General features: G+C 68.8%; 16 protein-coding genes, 1 tRNA gene and 1 pseudogene. 3 read left to right on the top strand and 15 right to left on the bottom strand.

Annotation, left to right across the window (positions count from 1 at the left end; all coding sequences use genetic code 11):
* Window positions 1-40 precede the first annotated feature (40 nt).
* Window positions 41-1324, bottom strand: coding sequence for an RsmB/NOP family class I SAM-dependent RNA methyltransferase (locus AC1DCG_RS13320; RefSeq protein ID WP_477029682.1), 1284 nt, complete (start codon window positions 1322-1324; stop codon window positions 41-43).
* A 78-nt stretch (window positions 1325-1402) separates the two neighbouring features.
* Between AC1DCG_RS13320 and AC1DCG_RS13315 the strand changes: the two genes are divergently transcribed.
* Window positions 1403-1639 carry a DUF1674 domain-containing protein gene (locus AC1DCG_RS13315; RefSeq protein WP_165258730.1) on the top strand — a complete coding sequence of 79 codons (237 nt, stop codon included), beginning with the start codon at window positions 1403-1405 and terminating at the stop codon, window positions 1637-1639.
* A 187-nt stretch (window positions 1640-1826) separates the two neighbouring features.
* Here the strand turns inward: AC1DCG_RS13315 and mscL are convergent.
* The 6 genes and pseudogenes from mscL to aroA all read right to left on the bottom strand — a co-directional run.
* A pseudogene (mscL, locus tag AC1DCG_RS13310) lies at window positions 1827-2237 on the bottom strand (large-conductance mechanosensitive channel protein MscL); the annotation flags it as partial.
* A gap of 81 nt (window positions 2238-2318) precedes the next feature.
* The gene (locus AC1DCG_RS13305) at window positions 2319-2600 is read right to left on the bottom strand and encodes an integration host factor subunit beta (RefSeq protein WP_058348974.1); all 282 of its coding nucleotides are present in this window, start codon (window positions 2598-2600) and stop codon (window positions 2319-2321) included.
* 87 nt (window positions 2601-2687) lie between these two features.
* Window positions 2688-4652, bottom strand: a complete 1965-nt coding sequence (locus AC1DCG_RS13300) for a DUF3857 domain-containing protein (protein WP_477029681.1) — start codon at window positions 4650-4652, stop codon at window positions 2688-2690.
* A gap of 141 nt (window positions 4653-4793) precedes the next feature.
* Window positions 4794-6503: a 30S ribosomal protein S1 gene (gene rpsA / locus AC1DCG_RS13295; RefSeq protein WP_116489146.1), complete on the bottom strand. Its 1710-nt coding sequence runs from the start codon at window positions 6501-6503 to the stop codon at window positions 4794-4796.
* 150 nt (window positions 6504-6653) lie between these two features.
* Window positions 6654-7286: a (d)CMP kinase gene (gene cmk, locus AC1DCG_RS13290; RefSeq protein ID WP_477029680.1), complete on the bottom strand. Its 633-nt coding sequence runs from the start codon at window positions 7284-7286 to the stop codon at window positions 6654-6656.
* Between the two features lie 3 nt (window positions 7287-7289).
* Entirely contained in the window at window positions 7290-8618 is a 1329-nt protein-coding gene (gene aroA / locus AC1DCG_RS13285) for a 3-phosphoshikimate 1-carboxyvinyltransferase (RefSeq protein WP_165258723.1), read from the bottom strand.
* A gap of 117 nt (window positions 8619-8735) precedes the next feature.
* Between aroA and AC1DCG_RS13280 the strand changes: the two genes are divergently transcribed.
* On the top strand, window positions 8736-9206 hold the full coding sequence (locus tag AC1DCG_RS13280) for a TIGR02300 family protein (protein WP_165258721.1): 471 nt from the start codon (window positions 8736-8738) through the stop codon (window positions 9204-9206).
* 211 nt (window positions 9207-9417) lie between these two features.
* Window positions 9418-9493 (top strand) — tRNA-Ala (locus AC1DCG_RS13275).
* A gap of 61 nt (window positions 9494-9554) precedes the next feature.
* Here AC1DCG_RS13275 and AC1DCG_RS13270 read toward each other — a convergent pair.
* The 8 genes from AC1DCG_RS13270 to infB form a co-directional block, all read right to left on the bottom strand.
* Complete coding sequence (locus AC1DCG_RS13270; protein ID WP_165258719.1) at window positions 9555-10340, bottom strand: hypothetical protein; 786 nt, start codon at window positions 10338-10340, stop codon at window positions 9555-9557.
* Between the two features lie 134 nt (window positions 10341-10474).
* Window positions 10475-13462, bottom strand: a complete 2988-nt coding sequence (locus AC1DCG_RS13265; RefSeq protein WP_477029679.1) for a TonB-dependent receptor domain-containing protein — start codon at window positions 13460-13462, stop codon at window positions 10475-10477.
* Window positions 13463-13717: 255 nt separating this feature from the next.
* The gene (locus tag AC1DCG_RS13260; protein ID WP_477029678.1) at window positions 13718-14128 is read right to left on the bottom strand and encodes a hypothetical protein; all 411 of its coding nucleotides are present in this window, start codon (window positions 14126-14128) and stop codon (window positions 13718-13720) included.
* A 17-nt stretch (window positions 14129-14145) separates the two neighbouring features.
* Window positions 14146-15393 (bottom strand): aminotransferase-like domain-containing protein, encoded by a 1248-nt coding sequence (locus AC1DCG_RS13255; RefSeq protein WP_477029677.1) that lies wholly within the window; start codon window positions 15391-15393, stop codon window positions 14146-14148.
* A gap of 272 nt (window positions 15394-15665) precedes the next feature.
* Window positions 15666-16226, bottom strand: coding sequence for a hypothetical protein (locus tag AC1DCG_RS13250; RefSeq protein WP_477029676.1), 561 nt, complete (start codon window positions 16224-16226; stop codon window positions 15666-15668).
* Window positions 16223-16735 carry a DUF2939 domain-containing protein gene (locus AC1DCG_RS13245; RefSeq protein ID WP_165258711.1) on the bottom strand — a complete coding sequence of 171 codons (513 nt, stop codon included), beginning with the start codon at window positions 16733-16735 and terminating at the stop codon, window positions 16223-16225. The genes AC1DCG_RS13250 and AC1DCG_RS13245 overlap by 4 nt, the downstream gene beginning before the upstream one ends.
* Window positions 16736-16787: 52 nt before the next feature.
* Complete coding sequence (locus AC1DCG_RS13240; protein ID WP_477029675.1) at window positions 16788-17339, bottom strand: YcxB family protein; 552 nt, start codon at window positions 17337-17339, stop codon at window positions 16788-16790.
* 77 nt (window positions 17340-17416) lie between these two features.
* Window positions 17417-19557, bottom strand: a 2141-nt coding sequence (infB, locus tag AC1DCG_RS13235; protein WP_477041515.1) for a translation initiation factor IF-2, incomplete at its 5' end; no start/stop codon positions are given.

Below are 19557 nucleotides of genomic sequence, written 5' to 3'. Positions count from 1 at the left end.
GCAAAGGCTCGCGCTACAAGCGAGCGGTTGAGTTCCAGCCTTACGCGGCCTTGACGAAACGGGCCGCGAAGAAGCCGTCCTGGCCCCCTTCGCGATGATGGGGCAGCAGGCGCAGCGTCCCGCGGGCGGTCAGGCTGGCCTCGGGGGCGCCGCCCTCGCCGGCGCCGATCGGCGACAGCGAGAAGTCCGGATGCCGGGCCAGGAAGGCCTCGACCTGGGCCTCGCCCTCCTCCGGCTCCAGCGAGCAGACGCAATAGACCAGCCGGCCGCCCGGCGCGGTGCGCCTGGCGGCGCTGTCCAGCAGGGCCGACTGCACGGTCGCCAGGCTGGCCACGTCGCCGGGGCGAGCGGCCCACAGCACGTCGGGGTGACGGCGGAAGGTGCCGGTGGCCGAGCACGGGGCGTCCAGCAGCACGGCGTCGAAGGTGCGCGCGTCGTCCCAGGTCGAGGCGTCGGCGGCCACGACCTCGGCCTCCAGGCCGATGCGGGCGAGATTTTCGGTCACGCGCTTGAGGCGGGCCGCCGAACGGTCGACGGCCACGACCTTGGCCCCCGTGGCGGCCAGCTGCAGGGTCTTGCCGCCCGGCGCGGCGCAGAGGTCGACGGCGGTCTCGCCGGGCTTCACGTCCAGCAGGCGGGCCGGAATAGCGGCGGCGGCGTCCTGCACCCACCAGGTCCCGGCCTCGAAGTCGGGCCAGCCGGCGACGTCGCCGCGGCGGCGCGTGCGCAGGGTGTCGCCGGGCAGAACCTCGGCCTCGATGGCCTCGGCCAGGGCGGCCACATCGGTCCCGGGCTTGAGGGAAAGGTCTGTGGCCGGCTCCTCGGCCACCACGGCCGCCAAGGCGCGAGCGTCGTCCTGGCCCCAGGCGCCGGCCCAGCGGGCGAACAGCCACGGCGGCACCAGGGTCGACGGGTCGTCGGGCGGAGCGCCGTCGCGCAGCAGGCCGCGCAGCACGGCGTTGACCAGCCCTTTGAACGGACGGCTGGCCTTGTTGGCCCCGGCCAGTTCGACGCTGGTGGCCACCGCCGCGAAGGCGGGCACGTCGAGGAAGAAGGCCTGGGTCGCGCCGAGCCGCAGCAGGTTGCGCACGCGCGGCGGCGGCTCCTTGCTGAGCTTGGCGGCGAGAGCCCGATCCACGGGCCCCAGACGGCGCAGGGCGGCCATGGCGAGCGCGCGCGCGAAGGCGCGCTCACGCGGCTCCAGGGCGCGGAAAGCGTTGGTCGTCGCGGCCTCGTCGAGGCCGCCGCGGCGCGAAAGGGCCGCGTCGAGTAGGGCGAGGGCCGCTTCCCGGGCGGGAAGGCCGTCGTTCAGTTCCTGAGTCACCGCCCCGCCGTGCCCCGCAATGCGCCAAAGCGCAAGCCCCTTGGATGCTCCATCGACGCTTGCGTGCTATGAAACACCATGTCCGACGATCTTTCTCCCCCGTTTTCCGAGGTTCAGGACCCTGAACTGGCCCGCCTGGGCGCCGCGCCCGGCAAGGATCTGAGCCCGGCCGCCCGCCGCGCGCTGGAAGAGGCCGCCGCTCGTCGCGAGGCCGAAGCGGCCAGCGCCCTGCCCGCCGAGAAGGGCGGCCGCGACGGCCCCGAGCCCACGCGCTTCGGCGACTGGGAGCGCAAGGGCGTGGCGGTGGATTTCTGAGATCCGGGCCTTCAACCCCGAGTCCACCTCTCCCTATGGGAGAGGTTTCCTTTTAGCCCTTCGGCTTGCGCGGTGCGGCCGGCTTCTTGGCCGGGGCCTTGGTTGCGGCCGGAGCCTTGGGCGCGGCGGCCGCCTTCGGGGCCGGGGCGGGCTTTTCCGCGGCAGGAGCCACGGCGGCCACCGCCGGCTTGGCCAGCAGGTCGCGGATCTCGGTCAGCAGCTTTTCTTCCGGGGTCGGCGCGGCCGGCGCCTCGGGAGCCGGTTCGGCGGCGTCGGCGCGACGGATCTGGTTGACCAGCTTGACCAGCAGGAACACCACCGCCGCGACGATGAAGAACTGGATCAGCGTGTTGATGAAGGCGCCGTACTGGATGGCGACCTTCTCGATCGCCTCGGTGGCGGGATCCTCGGCCCGCAGCACCCATTCCAGCTTGGAGAAGTCCAGCCCGCCGGTCAGCAGGCCGATCGGCGGCATGATCACCTGGTCGACCAGGCTCTTGACGATGCCGTTGAAGGCCGCGCCGATGATCACGCCGACGGCCAGGTCGATGACGTTGCCGCGAGCGATGAACTCGCGGAATTCCTTGACGATGCTCATGCGCAAATCCCCTCGTGGCTAACCGGAACGCCGAAAGGCTGAGCCGGTTCGCCGCCAGGGGCAAGAGAGTCGGCCTGCCGACTACTCGGCGTTCAGGCGGGCGCGCAGTTCCTTGCCGCTCTTGAAGAACGGCACGTGCTTGGCGCGGACGTCGACGGTTTCCCCCGTGCGCGGGTTGCGACCGGCGCGGGCCGGGCGCGAGCGCACCGACAGGGCCCCGAAGCCGCGCAGCTCGACACGACCGCCGGCCTCCAGGGCGTTGATCATCCGCTCCAGGATGACGCCCACGACGCGCTCGACATCCTTCTGCGTCAGGTGCGGATTTTCGTTCGCGAGCCTGGCGATGAGTTCAGACTTGATCATCGATATCCCCTGCGCCGAGGGAGCGGCGCGCCGCGACCTTTGCCCAAGCAGGCCGGAATCTTCAAGGAAAAGGTTGCGAGCCGTTATCTAAAGGCCCTTCGGCGCCCGGACGATGCGAACGTCGTAGGCAGCCTTGCGGATGGCGGCGTTGGCCGCGTCGACCTGGGCGAACGGCAGTTCCCTGGCCTCGCCGCGGGTCTCGGTCTCGAATCGGGCGACGCCGTCGACCACCTTGGCCGACTTGGCCACGCGGTAGCCGGTAGCGGCGTCCTCGCCGTTGACGCCCTTGACGCTGAAGCCCTCGCCCTTGCCCGGCAGCACCACCTCGATCGAGCTGCGGGTGAAGATGGGATAGCGCAGGGCGAAGGGCGCGGTGTCGTTGGGGCCCGGCTGGCGGCGCGGGAAGGCCGCGCCGGAGCCCTCGCCCTCGTCGAGCTTGAGTTCACGCACGCCCAGGTCGTCGTTCAGCCGCCATTCCGGCGCGCCCGTCCCGGTCATCGTGATGGAGAGGTCGCCGCTTTCGGCCTGCTTCCACTCCACCGTCTCCAGCGTGATCCAGCTCATCGACTTGGACAGGGTCTGCTTGAGCCCGCGCTCGACGTCGGCCTTGGGCGCGGTTTCCAGCGATCGCGAGAAGCCCCGCGCCATGTCGCCGCGCATCAGGATGTCGACCCGCACCTGCGCCGGCTTGTCGAGGCCCGCGGAGGCGTCGATGTGCAGCCGGTTGTCGTTCTGGGCCTCGGCCAGCGGCGGCTGCTCGACCGGCTCCAGGCTCGCCCCCTTGGCGCGCACCGGCAGCGCCCAGCGGAAGCCCGGCGGACGCAAGCGGTCGAGGCCGCCCTTGTCGCCCGCGCGCGTTCCGTCCAGCCAGTAGCTCTTCCCGTCGATGCGGGCGCGCACGATGATGTGGTTGAACTGGCCGGCGGCGGCCACGCGCTCGTCCATGCCGTCGCCGCCGCTGGTCGAGACGATGGCCGGCTCGGCCTCGACGCCCAGGCCGCGCAGCAGGGCCAGCAGCAGCACCGTCTTGCCCTTGCAGTCGCCGAAGCGGCGGGCCCAGGTCTCGTCGGCCGGGGCCGGCCGGTAGCCGCCGTCGCCCATGCTGAGCGCCAGGTAGCGGGTCTTGTCCTCGACCAGCTGCAGGGCCGCGAAGGCGCGCTCCTTCGGGTCCTTGGTCTGGGCGGCGATGCGCGCGATCTCGGCCCGCACGGGCGAGTCCGGCGCCAACTGCGCGGCCTTGTCGTAGAGGGGGTACATGCGCCGCGAGATCTCGGCCCAGTCGGCATAGGTCGAGGCCTGCAGCTCGCCGACCCGCAGGAAGCGCAGCGGCGCGCCGGCCGGGGCCTTGGGCGCCTCGGCGTCGGTCAGATCCACGTTCAGGCGGGTGAAGCCGTCGACCTTGGCGACGGCCGGCTGCGGGAAGCCGGTCGAGGCCTTCCAGATCACCGGATTGTCCTGCGGCCACTCGATGCGCACCCGGTAGCGGCCGATCTTGCCGGCCCAGCCCATGCGCTCGAAGGTCTGGCCGCGATTGTCGAGCAGCGGCTCGGTGCGATGGACGGTGTAGGCCCAGTCGATTACGTCGCCGACCTGCAGGTCCTTGATCTGGATGCTGGCGGTCAGGCGGCCGTCGAGCATGGCGCGTTCGAGATTGGTCTCGCGCCGGATGACCAGCACGTCCTTGCCGCCTTGCAGCAGGTCGATGACCTGGTCGCCGCGGCGGATGGCCAGGGTGTGCAGGGTGACCGTCTCGGCGGTCGGGTTCCACGACACCGAGCGCGAACCGGAGCCCGACAGCCCCTCGGTCTTCACGATGCGGACGACGCGGCGGCTGTAGAAGGTCCCGCCCGAGCGCTCGAGCCTGGTCTGGCTGTCGTCGAGCAGCACCTGGGTGGCGGGGGTCTCGGGTCCGGCCTGGACGGCGGGGATCGGCGCGACGTCCACCCAGGCCACGGGCGCGGCGTAGACGGGCTTGTCGGCGGCGGCGGCGTGACCAGTCCACATCGCGGCGACGGCGGCGGCCGGAAGGGCCAGCGCGGAAGATTTGAACATGGAGGGTCCCTGCCAACTACTCAGACAAGCGGGACCATACAATTCCAGGCAGCACGGCCAAGAGTTCGCGCAAAAGAAAAACGGCGGTCGGATTGCTCCGACCGCCGCCTGTCTTCAGCTTAAACCCGTGAGGGAAAAAGCTTAGTCCTTCGTGGCGCGCTCACGCAGAGCGGCGCCCAGGATGTCGCCCAGCGAAGCGCCGGAGTCCGACGAGCCGAACTGCTCGATGGCTTCCTTCTCTTCGGCCATTTCCAGCGACTTGATCGACAGCGAGACGCGGCGAGCGGCCTTGTCCACGTTGGTGATCTGAGCGTCGACGCGGTCACCCACGGCGAAGCGCTCGGGGCGCTGTTCCTGACGATCGCGCGACAGGTCCGACTTGCGGATGAAGGCGGTCATCGGGGCGTCGTCTTCACCGAAGCGGACTTCGATGCCGCCCGAGGTGACTTCCGTGACGGTGACGGTGACGGTCTGGTTCTTGCGGAAGGTGTCGCCCGACATCGGGTCGCCGGCCAGCTGCTTGATGCCCAGCGAGATGCGTTCCTTCTCGATGTCGACATCGAGAACCTTCGCCTTGACCACGTCGCCCTTCTTGTAGCGAGCCATGGCTTCTTCGCCGGCGACGCTCCAGTCGATGTCCGACAGGTGCACCATGCCGTCGATGTCGTTGTCGAGGCCGATGAACAGACCGAATTCGGTCGCGTTCTTGACTTCGCCTTCGACGGTCGAACCGATCGGGTGAGCCTCGACGAAGGCTTCCCACGGGTTGGCCAGGGCTTGCTTCAGGCCCAGCGAGACGCGGCGCTTGGACGGATCGACGTCCAGGACCACGACGTCGACTTCCTGCGAGGTCGACACGATCTTGCCGGGGTGGACGTTCTTCTTGGTCCACGACATTTCCGACACGTGCACCAGGCCTTCAACGCCGGCTTCCAGCTCCACGAAGGCGCCGTAGTCGGTGATGTTGGTGATGCGGCCGGTGAACTTGGCGCCGACCGGATACTTGGCTTCGACGCCGTCCCACGGATCCGACTGCAGCTGCTTCATGCCGAGCGAGATGCGCTGGGTGTCCGGGTTGATCTTGACGATCTGGACCTTCACGGTGTCGCCCACGGCGAGCACCTGGCTCGGGTGGTTGACGCGCTTCCAGCTCATGTCGGTGACGTGCAGCAGGCCGTCGATGCCGCCCAGGTCGACGAACGCACCGTAGTCGGTGATGTTCTTGACGACGCCTTCGCGGATTTCACCCTCTTGCAGCTGCGACACCAGTTCGGTGCGCTGCTCGGCGCGGGCTTCTTCCAGGATGGCGCGACGCGAGACGACGATGTTGCCGCGCGGACGGTCCATCTTCAGGATGGCGAAGGGCTGTTCCTTGCCCATCAGCGGGCCGACGTCGCGGACCGGACGGATGTCGACTTGCGAGCCCGGCAGGAAGGCCGAGGCGCCGCCGAGGTCGACGGTGAAGCCGCCCTTCACGCGGCCGACGATGGCGCCCATCACCGGCTCGTTCTTGGCGTAGACGCCTTCCAGACGGGTCCAGGCTTCTTCGCGCTTGGCCTTTTCGCGGCTGATCACCGCTTCGCCCATGGCGTTCTCGAGGCGCTCGAGGAAGACTTCGACGGTGTCGCCGACCTTGATGGTCGCCTTGCCGGCTTCGTCGACGCCGAATTCCTTCAGCTGGACGCGGCCTTCGGTCTTCAGACCGACGTCGATGATCGCGAAGTCCTTCTCGATCCCAACGACCTTGCCCTTGACCACGGAGCCTTCCGCGAAGTCGCGGCCGCCCATGGAGTCGTTGAGGAGCGCTTCGAAATCGTCGCGCGTGGGGTTGAAGCTCATATCGTCAGCCATGCTGATCTAAGATCTCTGGGTTGTGGGAAGCCCTGGGATGAGCGCCGTCGGATGACGGTTCTCGGGATTCCGGGTGAAGTGATTTTTGATGCGATCCGGCGCTTCCAAAGCGGCGGCGAGGCGGGCGTTAGATTGGCCCTTGGAGTTTCCTCACCGGGCGCGCGCCGTCTCGACGATGCGGAGAGCCGCATCGAAGGCCTGGGATATAGTCATTTCCGACGTATCAAGCAAGATAGCGTCCACAGCCTGGGTCATGGGCGCGTCCTTGCGGCCGCCGTCGCGCTCGTCGCGCTTTCTGATGTCGGTCAGGATTTCCTCGAAGGTGACGCTCTCGCCCTGCCCGGTCAGCTGCTTCCAGCGGCGGTCGGCGCGGACCTCGGCGCTGGCGGTGACATAGAGCTTGGCCGGCGCCTCCGGGGCGATGACCGTGCCGATGTCGCGGCCGTCGAGCACCGCGCCCGGCTCCTGGGCGGCGAACGCGCGCTGCAGGTCGAACAGCGCCGAGCGCACGCCGGGGTGCACGGCCACGCGGCTGGCGGCCTCGCCGGCGGCGCGGGTGCGCACTTCGGGACGCTCCAGTTCGGCCAGATCCAGACCCAGGGCCGAGGCCTCGGCCGCAGCGGCGTCATCGAGGTCGCCGCCGGCGTCCAGCAGACGGACGCCGACCGCGCGATACAGCAGGCCGGTGTCGAGCATCGGCAGGCCGTAGTGGGCCGCCAGGCGCGAGGCGATGGTGCCCTTGCCCGAGGCGGCGGGGCCGTCGACGGCGATCACGAAGCCCATGGATCAGGCCTCGACGATCGAGCCGCCCAGGCCCGTCATCAGCGACACGAAGCCGGGGAAGCTGGTGGCGATCATGCCCGGCTCGTCGATCTCGACGGGCTCCTGGGCGGCCAGGCCCAGGATCAGGTGGCTCATGGCGATGCGGTGATCGCCATGGGTGATCACCCGGCCGCCGCCGCGCACCGGGTGGTTGCCGCCCTTCGTGCCGACCACGGTCATGCCTTCGGGCTCTTCCTCGACCGTGACGCCGCAGGCCTGCAGGCCCGCCGCCGTCAAGGCGATGCGGTCGCTTTCCTTGACCCGCATCTCGCCGATGCCGCGCATGACGGTCGGCCCGTCGGCGAAGGCGGCGGCGACGGCCAGGATCGGATACTCGTCGATCATCGCCGGCGCGCGCTCGGGCGGCACGACGACGCCCTTGAGCTGCGAATGGCGGGCGGTGATGTCGCCGACGTCCTCGCCGCTCTCGACGCGGACGTTCGAGATGGTCAGGTCAGCGCCCATCTCCTGCAGCGTGGTGAAGAGGCCCGTGCGCAGCACGTTGAGCATCACGCCCTCGACCGTCACTTCCGAGCCGGGGACGATCAGGGCCGCGACCAGCGGGAAAGCGGCCGACGACGGGTCGCCCGGCACCTGCACGTGCGTGCCCTTCAGCTTCTGGCCTTCGGGCAGGCGCACATGGCGCACGCCGTTTTTGTCCTCGACCAGAACCTCGGCCCCGAAGGCGCGCAGCATGCGCTCGGTATGGTCGCGGGTGGCTTCCGGCTCGATCACCTCGACGCCGCCCTCGGCGTGCAGGCCGGCCAGCAGCACGGCCGACTTCACCTGGGCCGAGGCCATCGGCAGGGTGTAGACGAGGCCGCGCAGGGAGCCGCCCTTCAGGGTCAGCGGCAGGCGGCCCTTGTCGCGGCCGAACCAGGTGGCGCCCATGCGAGCCAGCGGATCGAGCACGCGGCCCATCGGGCGCCCGCGCAGGCTGGCGTCGCCAGTGAAGGTGGCGCACATGGCAAAGCCCGCGGCCGCGCCCATGATCAGGCGAACGCCGGTGCCGGCGTTGCCGCAGTCGATGACGTCGGAGGGCTCTTCGAAACCGCCCTTGCCCTCGACCCGCCAGCGGCCGACGCCTTCCTTTTCGACCCGCGCGCCGAAGGCCTGCATGGCCCGCGCGGTCGCCAGGACGTCGTCGCCTTCCAGCAGCCCCTCGATGGTGGTGGTGCCGCTCGCAAGCGCGCCGAGGATCATCGAACGGTGCGAAATGGACTTGTCGCCAGGCGCCCGAACCGTACCGCGAAGGCTCCCGCCCGGGGCGCTCTTCAATCCAGCCGTGGTCATGCCGAAACCGGCTCCTTGCAACATAGGTGTTTCGCGAAGGGGTTTGCTTTTGACAGCGGCCTCCCGTCATGGCAAGTCAGCCGCCGCTTTTCCCATCAGGATCAAAGGGTCGCCGCCTTGGCTAATCCCGACTTGGGCGCAAAACAAATCTGCCCCAACTGCCAATCGAAGTTCTACGACCTCAACCGTCGTCCGGCCGTTTGCCCCAAGTGCGGCGAGCAGTTCGACCCGGAAGAGGCCCTGAAGTCGCGCCGCGTCCGCGCCCGCGCCGTCACGCCGGACTACGACGCCGACGACGAGAAGGAAGCCCCGGCTCCCAAGGAGCAGGACGGCTACGAGGACGAAGTCGACGAGACTCCGGAAATCGACGAGGCCGCCGAGGCTGACGTCGCCGAAACCGACGACGAGGACGGCGATCCGACCTCCGAACCGGCGCCGGGCGGCGACGACCTGGGCGTCGACTTCGCCGAGGACGAGGATCTCGGCGACGAGGACAGCGACGACGTCCCGTTCCTCGAGGACGAGGACGAAGACGACCTCGGCGACGAGATCGAAGGCCTGCCGGACGGCGAGGACGACGACCGCTAAGTCACGAATTCCGGGGTCGGAGCCATCCGACCCCGGATTTTCGGGTTCTCCACAAGGCTTTGGCCGGACCCCGAAAAAAAGTTCGCCGAGGGGGTTGATCCCGGAAAAACCTCGGCATAGGTTCCGCGCCTCTTCGGGGGACAGCCACTCGGAACCGCCGGAGAGACTAAGGAATTCGAAAGGAAGTCTTCGCGATTTCCAGACGGGCCTTGGGGCTATAGCTCAGCTGGTAGAGCGCTTGAATGGCATTCAAGAGGTCAGCGGTTCGACTCCGCTTAGCTCCACCAARACGGCCGCTTCCCTAAAGGGAGCGGCCGTTTCCATTTCCAGATCAGGCCCAATCCCGGATCAGGCGTAGCCCAGCAGAGCCCGCAGGCCGGGCACGTGGTAGTCGACGACGCGCTTGTGGACGTCCGACAGCACCTTGGGCACCTCGGCCGTCACCTTCAGGTTCTCGCTGGCCGTACGGCTCTCCCGGCGGTCGGCGCCGGCCTCGACGCGCTCGCGCCAGTCGGCGGGCAGCTCGAGGCCGCAATCGGCCAGCAGGCGGCCAAAGAAGGCCTCGGCGCGCCGCGAGCCGAGATCCTTGAGGTTCTCGACGATGTCCTCGTAGCGGACGATCACGGCCCGCGAGCCCATCCAGGCGACCGCGTTCATGCTGAACACGTCGCGCAGGTCGGGCACCGCGCCATGCGCGCCCAGGATCATCATCATGATGACGTCCTCGATCGCCGCCCCGCCGTCCTTGATGTGGTTCAGGCGGCCCTGGAACTCATCGGACAGGTAGAAGCGCGTCCGGGCCAGGACCCAGTCGTAGGGATCGCGCACCAGCACGATGTGGCGCACGTCGCGCAGGGCCACGGCCGACTCGTCGGAGAACAGCATGTGGCCCCAGCTGATCATCGGCTTGTCGGGGCGGAAGGCCTCGCGGCTGCGGGCCAGCAGGGCGTGCTGGATGTACTCGCCCGGCCAGTGCTGATCGCGGGCGACGAACATCCGCATGATGTTGCGGATCAGGTGGGTGCCGGCCTTGGGCACGCTGTTGAGGAAGACCGGCTGGGCCAGTCGCGCCCGGTCGAAGCGCTCGCCGATGGCGTCGAGATTGTCGGGCTTGCCGCGGATGATGGCGTTCACGAAGGACCCCGATGCGGCCACGCGGGGCCGCTGCTTACAAAAGAACGGGCGGCGGATCGCTCCGCCGCCCGACGATAGACGAAAAGGCCCGGGACGGGGAAACGCCTCGCAGCGCCCCCGCCCCTCGCCGATCCCTAGAACTTGGCCTGCATGCTCAGGAACACGCGGCGGCCGATGTAGTCGTATTGCGACGACAGCACCGAACGACCGACCATGTTGTAGTCGCCCTGGGCCATGGTGACCTGCGGGGGCAGCTCGTTGAACAGGTTGGCCACGCCGCCGACCAGCGACCAGTCCTCGAAGCGCTTCTGCAGCGAGAGGCTGTGGTAGGCGGTGAACTCGGTGTGGATCTTATAGAACGTGGTGCCGGCCGCGTTGCGGTCGTCGAAGAACTCGGCGTCCGAAGCCTTGCCGACCATGTCGATGCCCCAGAAGCCGGTCCAGTCGCCGCGCGAGAAGCGGAAGTTCAGCTGGCCGGTCCAGTCGGGATCGCCGACACGACCGTTGTTGTCTTCCACGAAGTCGGCGAACAGCGCCTTCTTGTCTTCCAGCTGCCAGGTCGACTGCAGGTCGATGGTCATCCGGATGTCGGCCGGCAGGTCGTGGCTGTAGTTGACCGTCAGGTCGATGCCGCGGTTCTTCTGCGTCGAGATGTTCAGGTAGTTGTCGGTGACCGTCGTGATCAGGTTCGACGGGCCGCGATCGAACAGCGAGCACAGCGGGTCGGTCGGGAAGTTCAGCGAGCGATAGCAGCCGCTGACGATGTTGGCCGCGCCCAGCTGGTCGATCTCGTTCTTCACCTCGATGTCGAAGTAGTCGAGCGCGACCTGCAGGTCGGCGAACTTCGGCGTCCAGATCACGCCGTAGGTCGTGGCCTTGGAGGTTTCGGCCTCCAGTTCGCCCGCGCCGCCGCCCGAGGTGATGGTCGCCGAGGCGCCGGCGCCGGTGTAGGTGCCCGAAATGCCGTCGGCCGCGCAGTTGTTGGCGACGTACTGCGGCAGGGTGCCGGCCGTCAGCGCCGCCTGCCAGCGGATGCAGGGGTCGAGGCTGCGCTGGCTAAGGAACGAGGTCTCGGCATTCTTGTACAGCTCGAACAGCGCCGGAGCGCGGAACGAGGTGCCGTGGGTGGCGCGCAGGCGCACCGACGGGATGATCCGCCAGTTGACGCCGACCTTGTAGGTGGTGTCGCTGCCGTACGAATTGACGTCGGTGTAGCGGCCCGACAGCGACAGATCCAGCGACTGGGCCAGCATCACGTCCTTGAGGATCGGGATGCTCAGTTCGCCGTAGACGTCCTTGGTGTTGTCCTTGCCGGCGGTGATGCCCGAGACCGAGGCGCCCCAGATGTTGCCGGCGCGGGTGATCTCGCCGGGAGTGTCGTTGATCTCGTCACGACGATACGAGGCGCCCAGCGCCACGCCCACCGGACCGGCCGGCAGGGTGAACAGGTTGCCCGACACCGAGCCTTCGATCGCGAACTGCTTGTAGATCGTGCGACCGGTTTCAGTGTCGAACAGGAAGGCTTCTTCCTCGGGCGTGTACTTGCCGGCCAGGAAGTCGGGCGACATCCAGTTCACGTCCACGCAGTCGCGGTTCGAGATCGGGGTCTTGTAGCCGACGCACGAGGCGGTCGGACGCGGGATCGAGTTGGCGTTGGCCAGCCCCCCCGTGCCGAAGTCGGTGCGGCCGTCGGCGCTGTAGACGGCGTCGGCCAGGATCACGTCCTGCGAGTACTGGCCCTTGTTGTGGCTGTACTGGGCGAAGATGTCCCAGTCCCAGCCCTTCAGGAAGTCGATGCCGGTGAAGTCGCCGCGCAGGCCGCCGACATAGCGCTGGTAGTCGACCTTCTGACCCGAGCGGTTGCGCGGGGTGACCACGGTCGGGCTCAGGACGAAGTCGCCCGTGAAGCCGGCGCTGAAGGGGTCGCCGTAGTCTTCGGTGTAGAGGTAGGTCCAGAACTGGCGGTAGCCGTTGGTCTTGGTGGCGCGACGGTTCAGCAGCACCTCGGCATAGGCCTCGATGTTGTCGGTGACGTCGAAGGTGGCCTGGGCGTAGACCGTGTTGCGCTCGGTGCGCGGGGTCAGCGAGCTGGCCAGGTTGTAGGGGCTGTTGTAGTCGAGCACGCCCATGTCCGGGTTGGCCGGATCGAGGCTGTCGCCGACGATGAAGAAGCCGGGGGGCAGGCCCGGATAGGCGCCGCCGGCGTTCGAACCGCCCGGATACTGCGGGATGTATTGGCCCAGGTTGCCGTTGTAGTCGTACTGGATCTTGCCGTTGGTGCCGTCGAAGGACGGCAGGGTGTAGAGCCAGACTTGATCGTACAGCAGGTCGCGGCACTGGGTCTTGCCGGTGCGCGGGTCGATCGTGTCCTTACGCTTGCCGTTGGCGTCGAAGATGTATTGCTGGCCGCAGTTGGTGTAGCTGCGCTGGCCGTTGGTCTGCTCGGCCTTCTTGGCGTAGTCGTAGGTGATGTTGAAGGTGCCGCGGTCGAAGGTCTTGCCCCAGCCGATGCTGCCGCGGAACTCTTCGCCGCCCTTCTTCTGCGGCTGAGTGGCGAAGGCGTCGATCGAGAAGCCGTCGGCGCCGCGCTTGGTGATGATGTTGACCACGCCGGCGACGGCGTCGGAGCCGTAGATCGACGAGGCGCCGTCCTTGAGGATCTCGACGCGGTCGATGGCGGCCATCGGCAGCACGTTGAGGTCGAAGGCGGACACGCCGCCGCGCACGCCGGCCGGACCGGCGCGACGGCCGTTCAGCAGCACCAGGGTGCGGTTGGCCCCCAGGCCCCGCAGCGAGATGGTTTCCGAACCGGGGCCGCCGTCGGTGACGAAGGCGCTGGAGATGGCCGAGGTGATCTGCGGCGAGCCGGACGCGATCGTCGACGACTGCAGCAGTTGGGCCGTGCTGCCCACGCCCTTGAGCAGGCCCTGCTCGGCGGTGACCACCTGGACGGGGTCGGAGCTGTTGAATTCGTTGCGCTTGATGCGCGAGCCGGTGACGACGACGGCTTCGACTTCGGAAGCCGAAGCGCTGTCGCTGGTGGCCTGAGCCATGGCGGGCAAAGCCGCGCCAGCCGCCAGCCCCGCGATGATCGTCGAGGCTAGAAGGTGTCTACGATGCATGAACATTGAGGATTTTCGCCCTTGATTGCGGACACGACGGCACGTCCCCCCACCAAGTCCCCCTTGGCGCGCGACGAACCTCCCGCGGGCGCTAGTCAATCGCCTCAACTGCGTCGCTGCAATCTAGGCGACGCTAAAACGTCGCATTTTGGACAAACTGTGACCTGGAGCGCGCACTTGGTAATCAGGTTGGGCGCTTGGGGGCAGGCCGCCAGGAAGCGCTTCCAGCGCCCGCCCGCGGCCTTGCTGGGTCCGTTATGAAGCGCGCCAGGTCCCTTCCGTGATGGTGGCGACGGCCTCCCAGCCCTTTTCGGTCAGCTTCAGGTACTTCTTGCGCCGGTCGCCGGGATCCAGCTCTTGGGTGACCCAGCCCAGCCCGTCCGGGTTCTGCCTGGTCGGCTCCATGAACAGGCCGAACGTCCGCTCGATGGAGCGCCCGAGAATGGCCTTGCCGTCGCCGTCGTCGCCGCCCGCCGTCATGAGATCGGCCAGGTTGATGGACTCGTTGCGAATATTGGCCCTTGCGACGATGCAGAAGGCCAGCATCTGCCGGGCCGAGGCGCGAGGCGGCGTGATCGAGGTCATCGCCAGAAGGAAGCCCGCAAAGCTTTCGAGCGTCGTGGCGCCCCCCGGCGACGACCACGACCGCATTGTTGATCCCGTCATGGTGACCTCCCTCCCCGTCAACCTGCGATCAGCCCGGCCAGGCGGCGGACGCCTTCCTCGATCTGCTCGGGCGGCAGCAGGGAATAGCTGAGGCGCAGGGTGTTGGCGGCCGGGGCCTCGGCGAAGAAGGGGGCGCCGGGCACGAAGGCCACGCGGATGTCGGTCAGGGCGCGGGCCAGCAGGTCCTTGCCGTCGACGCCCGGCGGCAGGGTCAGCCAGACGAACATGCCGCCCTCGGGCGAGATCCACGAGACGCTTTTGGGCATATGCCGCTCCAGCGCCGCCAGCATGGCGCGGGCCTGGCCGCCATAGGCGCCCCGCAGCCGGCCCAGGTGCTGGTCGTAGCCTTCGGACACCACGCGATGGGCGACCATCTGGTTGATGGTCGAGACGTGCAGGTCGCCGCCCTGCTTGAGCAGGACCAGCTTCTCGATCGCCGCCCGCGGACCGCAGATCCAGCCGATGCGCAGGGCCGGCGACAGGGTCTTGGACAGGGTGCCGCAGAACAGGGTGCGCGCGGCCTCGATCGACCAGTTGCGGGCGATGTCGAGGGCCAGCAGCGAGGGGATGGCCTCCCCGCCGAAGCGCAGCTCGCGATAGGCGCCGTCCTCGACCAGCGGGAAGTCGAGGTCCTCGGCCAGGTCGAGCAGCGCCTCGCGCTCGGCCAGGGTCAGGCTGACGCCGGTGGGATTGGCGAAGTCGGGGACGAAGTAGCCCAGGCGGGGCTTGCGGGCCTCCACGGCCTTCCGCGCGGCCGGGTCGCCGGCCAGCGCCCCCTCGGGCAGGTCGAGATAGGCCGGCTGATAGGCGTTGAACGCCTGCAGCGCGCCCAGATAGGTGGGCCGGGCGACCATGACGCCGGCGCCCGGATCCAGGAACAGCTTGCCCAGCAGGTCGAGCGCCTGCTGCGAGCCGGCGGTCAGCAGCACGTTCTCCGGCTCGCACGGCATGCCGTCGCGGGTCATCCGCTCGGCGATCCAACGGCGCAGCGGGCCGTGGCCCTCGCTGACGGTGTACTGCAGGGCCTGGGCGGCCTGGGCGCCGTCGGCCAGGATCTCGGCATAGGCCTCGCGGATCATCTGGGCCGGGAACAGGGCGGGATCGGGGATGCCGCCGGCGAACGACAGGATGTCGGGCTGCTCGAGCAGCTTCAGCAGTTCGCGGATCTCGCTGGCGCGGATGCCGGCCATGCGCGCGGAGTAGCGCGCGGCCCAGTCGTGCTTGGCCCCGTCTTGATCGGCCAAGGCTTGGGTGTCGATGGTCATGAGGTCTTCTTCGTCGGGACAATCGTGCGGCCGCCTGCGGGCCGCTCGTCTTTTCGTCATTCGGCGGCTCGGGGCCGCCTGTCGTCTGGGCGCACCAAGGCGCCGCGCCTGATCCCTAGCGGTCAGGCGCTGCGTACGAGTCCGTTGGTGCCCAGGGAGCGACGGCGCTGAAAGCGCCGGGTCCCGCGTTCGCTCGCGATCATGGCCGTGACCCTAGCGTCGCGGATCGAGGAAGGAAACCCGGCTTTTCCTCGAAGGGTCGACAGCCGGCCTCAGCGCGGGCCGGTGAGGTTGTCGGTCCAGTCCTCGTTGGGATCGGGCGGACCGCCGGTCGGCAGGCGCCATTCGCCGCGATAGGAGAAGTCCAGCGTGCCGCACAGGCGGGCCTGGCCGGCCGCCTTGGGATCGTCGCCGAAGGCCTGGATGCGCAGGTCGTGGCGCAGGGCGATGCGGCTGAAGCTGAGCCACAGGCGCTTGGAGCCGGGACAGAAGGCGCGGACATAGACCTTGCCCTGCTCGGCCGTTCCGTCGACCTCGTACAGCGCCGCGTCGGCGTCGACGCCGGACATCGCCGAAAGACCGCCCTTGCCGAGGTCCTTCTGGCTGCCCTTGCGCAGCAGGGCCTGGGCCGGCACGCCGGTGGCCAGCACCTTGATCGGCCGGGCGCCGAGCAGGCCCTGCTCGAACAGCACCGTCACCCCCGCCCCGGTCAGTCGCCGCGCGTCGGGCGAGATCGGGTCGTAGGAGAACATCCGCCGCTCGGCCGCTGCGGGCCCGGCCAGGGCGCTGAGCAGCGCCGTGGCGGCCAGGAACAGGGGCAGGCCAGGCTTCATCGCTTGAGCTGCAGGTTAACGGCCTGGGCGTCGAAGCCCGACAGCCGCCAGCTGCCGCCCTCGCGGGTGAAGGTCAGCATGCAGGGGCCGTCCTTCTTGGCGGCGCAGACGCGGCCGTCGCCGACCGGACGCAGGGCCGAAGCGATGGCGATGCGCCCGGGGATCGGCTTGTCGGGCGTGTAGCCGTAGTAGTTGGCCGCGGCGCGGAACACCTCGGGCCGGATCAGGGCCGCGCCGGCGACGTCGGCGGCCGGACCGGCCAGGGCGATCATCGCCGCCTGCCAGCCGCCCTTGAGGCCCGAACGGCGGGCCTCGTCGACCAGCCGAGCCTCGACCGCGCCGGTCAGGGCCCGGTGATCGACCAGACTGTCGAATGTGGCCCGGTCGTTGTTGCGGATCGCCGTCAGCAGGGCGTGCACGTCGCCGGCGGCGTCATAGCGGTCGGCCGTGGCGCAGGCGCTCAGCGAGGCGGCGACGGCGGTCAGGGCGAGAAGAGCTTTGATGCGCATGGACAAGGGCTAACGCTCAATTCCGGCGAATTCCAGTCGCTCGCGCCAAGCCTCAGGCCTGGCTGGTGGCGAAACGCGCGGCGAGATCCTTGCTCCGCGCCTGGGCGACCGGATCGAGGCGGTCGTAGCAGGCCTTGAGGAAGGCGGTCTCGGCCGCGGCGTCGGCGAAGAAGCGCACCGGCAGGAAGAAGGCCTGACCCGGCCCGATGAACAGCCAGGACTTGTGGCCCGGCGCGATCTGGGAAACGCCGGCCCAGGCCAGGCGGGTCTCATAGTGGGGCCAGACGATCGTCAGTCCCGCCTCGTCGGCGCGGTAGGTGGTGGCCACCTGCATCGGCACGCCGCGCGCCATCCAGGCCTTGGGCGCCATCCGGCCGCAGATCCGCCGCCACAGCAGCACGGCCGGGATCGCCACGGCAAGCAGCCCCAGCAGGCCGGTCCCGGGAGCCAGCCAGTCGGCGAGGGAGGACGCCGCCAGCAGGGCCGCCATGTAGACCAGCAGCATCAGCCAGGGCAGGAAGCGCTTGGCGCCGAACAGATGCCTGCGCAGCGGCCCGCAGGCCTTCTGGCTCTCGAAGATCCCGATATCCCCGACGACTTCCATCGACGCACACCACCAAACGCAAGAAAGGCGCGAACCGAAGCCCGCGCCTTCCTCTAAGCTGAGTTCAGGTCAAACGCCTAGTCGAGCTGGCGCTTGATCTCCTCGACGGTGAAGCACTCGATGGTGTCGCCGACCTTGATGTCCTGGAAGCCCGCGAACATCATGCCGCACTCCTGACCGACGGGGACTTCGTTGACCTCGTCCTTGAAGCGCTTGAGCGTTTGCAGGGTGCCCAGTTCGAGAACGACGATGTCCTGACGGATGATCCGGACCTTCGCGCCCTTGCGGACCACGCCTTCGGTGACCTTACAGCCGGCGACCTTGCCGATCTTCGTGATGTCGAAGGCCTGCAGGACCTCGGCGTTGCCAAGGAAGGTTTCGCGCTGGATCGGGGCCAGCATGCCCGAGAGCACGCCTTTGATGTCGTCCAGCAGGTCGTAGATGATCGCGTAGTAGCGGATCTCGACGCCTTCGCGTTCGGCCAGGGCTCGCGCCTGGGCCGAAGCCCGGACGTTGAAGCCGATGACCGGCGCGCCGGCGCCCTTGGCCAGCATGACGTCGCTTTCGCTGATCGCGCCGGCGCCCGACAGGATGATCCGCGCGCGGACCTCGTCGGTGGCCATCTTGTCCAGCGAACCGATGATCGCTTCGGCCGAACCTTGCACGTCGGCCTTGATGATCAGCGGAAGCTCTTTCAGCTTCTTGTCCTGCAGCTTGGCCATCATGTCGGCCATGGAAGCGCCGGCGCCCACCGGGGCCAGCGTCTTCTCGCGCTTCTGGCGGATGCGGTACTCGGTCAGCTCGCGGGCGCGGGCTTCGTTCTCCACGACGGCGAAGGCTTCGCCGGGCGAGGGAACGCCGTCCAGGCCCAGGATCTCGACCGGCGTGGCCGGACCAGCCTCGGTCAGCTGCTCGTTGCGCTCGTTCAGCAGCGCGCGAACGCGGCCGAACTGGCTGCCGGCGACGACAATGTCGCCGCGCTTGAGCGTGCCGCGGTTGACCAGCACGGTGGAGACCGCGCCGCGACCCTTGTCCAGCTTGGCCTCGATCACGACGCCGTCGGCGGTGCGGTCGGGGTTGGCCTTCAGGTCGAGCACTTCGGCCTGCAGCAGGATGGCGTCGAGCAGATCGTCCAGACCCGTACGGGCCTTGGCCGAGACCTCGATGATCTGGGTGTCGCCACCCAGGCTTTCGACGACGATCTCGTGCTGCAGCAGCTCGTTGACCACGCGGGTCGGATCCGAGCCCGGCTTGTCCATCTTGTTGACGGCGACGATGATCGGCACGCCAGCGGCCTTGGCGTGTTTGATCGCCTCGACCGTCTGCGGCATCACGCCGTCGTCACCGGCCACCACCAGCACGACGATGTCGGTGATGTTGGCGCCGCGGGCGCGCATGGCCGAGAAGGCGGCGTGGCCGGGCGTGTCGAGGAACGTCACGCGCTGGCCGTCCTTCAGGCGAACCTGATAGGCGCCGATGTGCTGGGTGATCCCGCCGTGTTCGCCGGCGGCCACGTCGGTGGCGCGCAGGGCGTCGAGCAGCGAGGTCTTGCCGTGGTCGACGTGGCCCATGATGGTCACGACCGGAGGACGGGCCTCCAGGTGATCGTCGTGGTCCTCGGCGCCGATGAAGCCTTCTTCGACGTCGGCTTCCGACACGCGCTTGACGGTGTGGCCGAACTCGGTGGCCACCAGCTCGGCGGTGTCGTTGTCGATGACGTCGTTGATCTTCAGCATCACGCCCTGACGCATCAGGAACTTGATGATCTCGACGCCGCGCACGGCCATCCGGTTGGACAGCTCCTGAACGGTGATGACGTCGGGGATCACGACCTCGCGGGCGACGCGCGCCTGCTCGACCGCGCCGCCACGGCGCTTTTCCTTTTCGCGTTCACGGGCCCGGCGAACCGAGGCCAGCGAGCGCATGCGGTCGGCGGACTCCCCATCACCGGCCACGGCCTGGATGGTCAGACGGCCTTCACGGCGCTGCGGAGCGCCCTTGGCGCGCGAAACGGCCTTGTTCGGCGCGTTGTTGGCCTTGCGGCGATCGTCATCCTCGTCCGGACGGCGATCGGTCAGGCCGCCGCCGGGCCGCGGGGCCGAGCGGGTGGCGCGCTGGATTTCCGGCGTGGCCGGAGCCGAGGCCGGAACGCCCGGACGCGGACCGCGCGGACCGCCGGGGCCGCCAGGACCACGGCCGGCGCCCGGCGCCCCGGCGC

It is taken from the genome of Caulobacter sp. 10L414 (assembly GCF_056395525.1).
The sequence above is the reverse complement of the archived record's forward strand: the minus strand, read 5'-3'. Positions and strand labels throughout refer to the sequence as shown.

Excerpts from the sequence above, each read along its gene's own strand:
- AC1DCG_RS13250 (WP_477029676.1), bottom strand. The coding sequence starts at position 16,226 with ATGAAGCCTGGCCTGCCCCTGTTCCTGGCCGCCACGGCGCTGCTCAGC.
- AC1DCG_RS13260 (WP_477029678.1), bottom strand. The coding sequence starts at position 14,128 with ATGACGGGATCAACAATGCGGTCGTGGTCGTCGCCGGGGGGCGCCACG.
- cmk (WP_477029680.1), bottom strand. The coding sequence starts at position 7,286 with ATGGGCTTCGTGATCGCCGTCGACGGCCCCGCCGCCTCGGGCAAGGGC.
- AC1DCG_RS13300 (WP_477029681.1), bottom strand. The coding sequence starts at position 4,652 with ATGTTCAAATCTTCCGCGCTGGCCCTTCCGGCCGCCGCCGTCGCCGCG.
- rpsA (WP_116489146.1), bottom strand. The coding sequence starts at position 6,503 with ATGGCTGACGATATGAGCTTCAACCCCACGCGCGACGATTTCGAAGCG.
- AC1DCG_RS13240 (WP_477029675.1), bottom strand. The coding sequence starts at position 17,339 with ATGGAAGTCGTCGGGGATATCGGGATCTTCGAGAGCCAGAAGGCCTGC.
- AC1DCG_RS13245 (WP_165258711.1), bottom strand. The coding sequence starts at position 16,735 with ATGCGCATCAAAGCTCTTCTCGCCCTGACCGCCGTCGCCGCCTCGCTG.
- aroA (WP_165258723.1), bottom strand. The coding sequence starts at position 8,618 with ATGACCACGGCTGGATTGAAGAGCGCCCCGGGCGGGAGCCTTCGCGGT.
- AC1DCG_RS13305 (WP_058348974.1), bottom strand. The coding sequence starts at position 2,600 with ATGATCAAGTCTGAACTCATCGCCAGGCTCGCGAACGAAAATCCGCAC.
- AC1DCG_RS13255 (WP_477029677.1), bottom strand. The coding sequence starts at position 15,393 with ATGACCATCGACACCCAAGCCTTGGCCGATCAAGACGGGGCCAAGCAC.
- AC1DCG_RS13265 (WP_477029679.1), bottom strand. The coding sequence starts at position 13,462 with ATGCATCGTAGACACCTTCTAGCCTCGACGATCATCGCGGGGCTGGCG.
- AC1DCG_RS13315 (WP_165258730.1), top strand. The coding sequence starts at position 1,403 with ATGTCCGACGATCTTTCTCCCCCGTTTTCCGAGGTTCAGGACCCTGAA.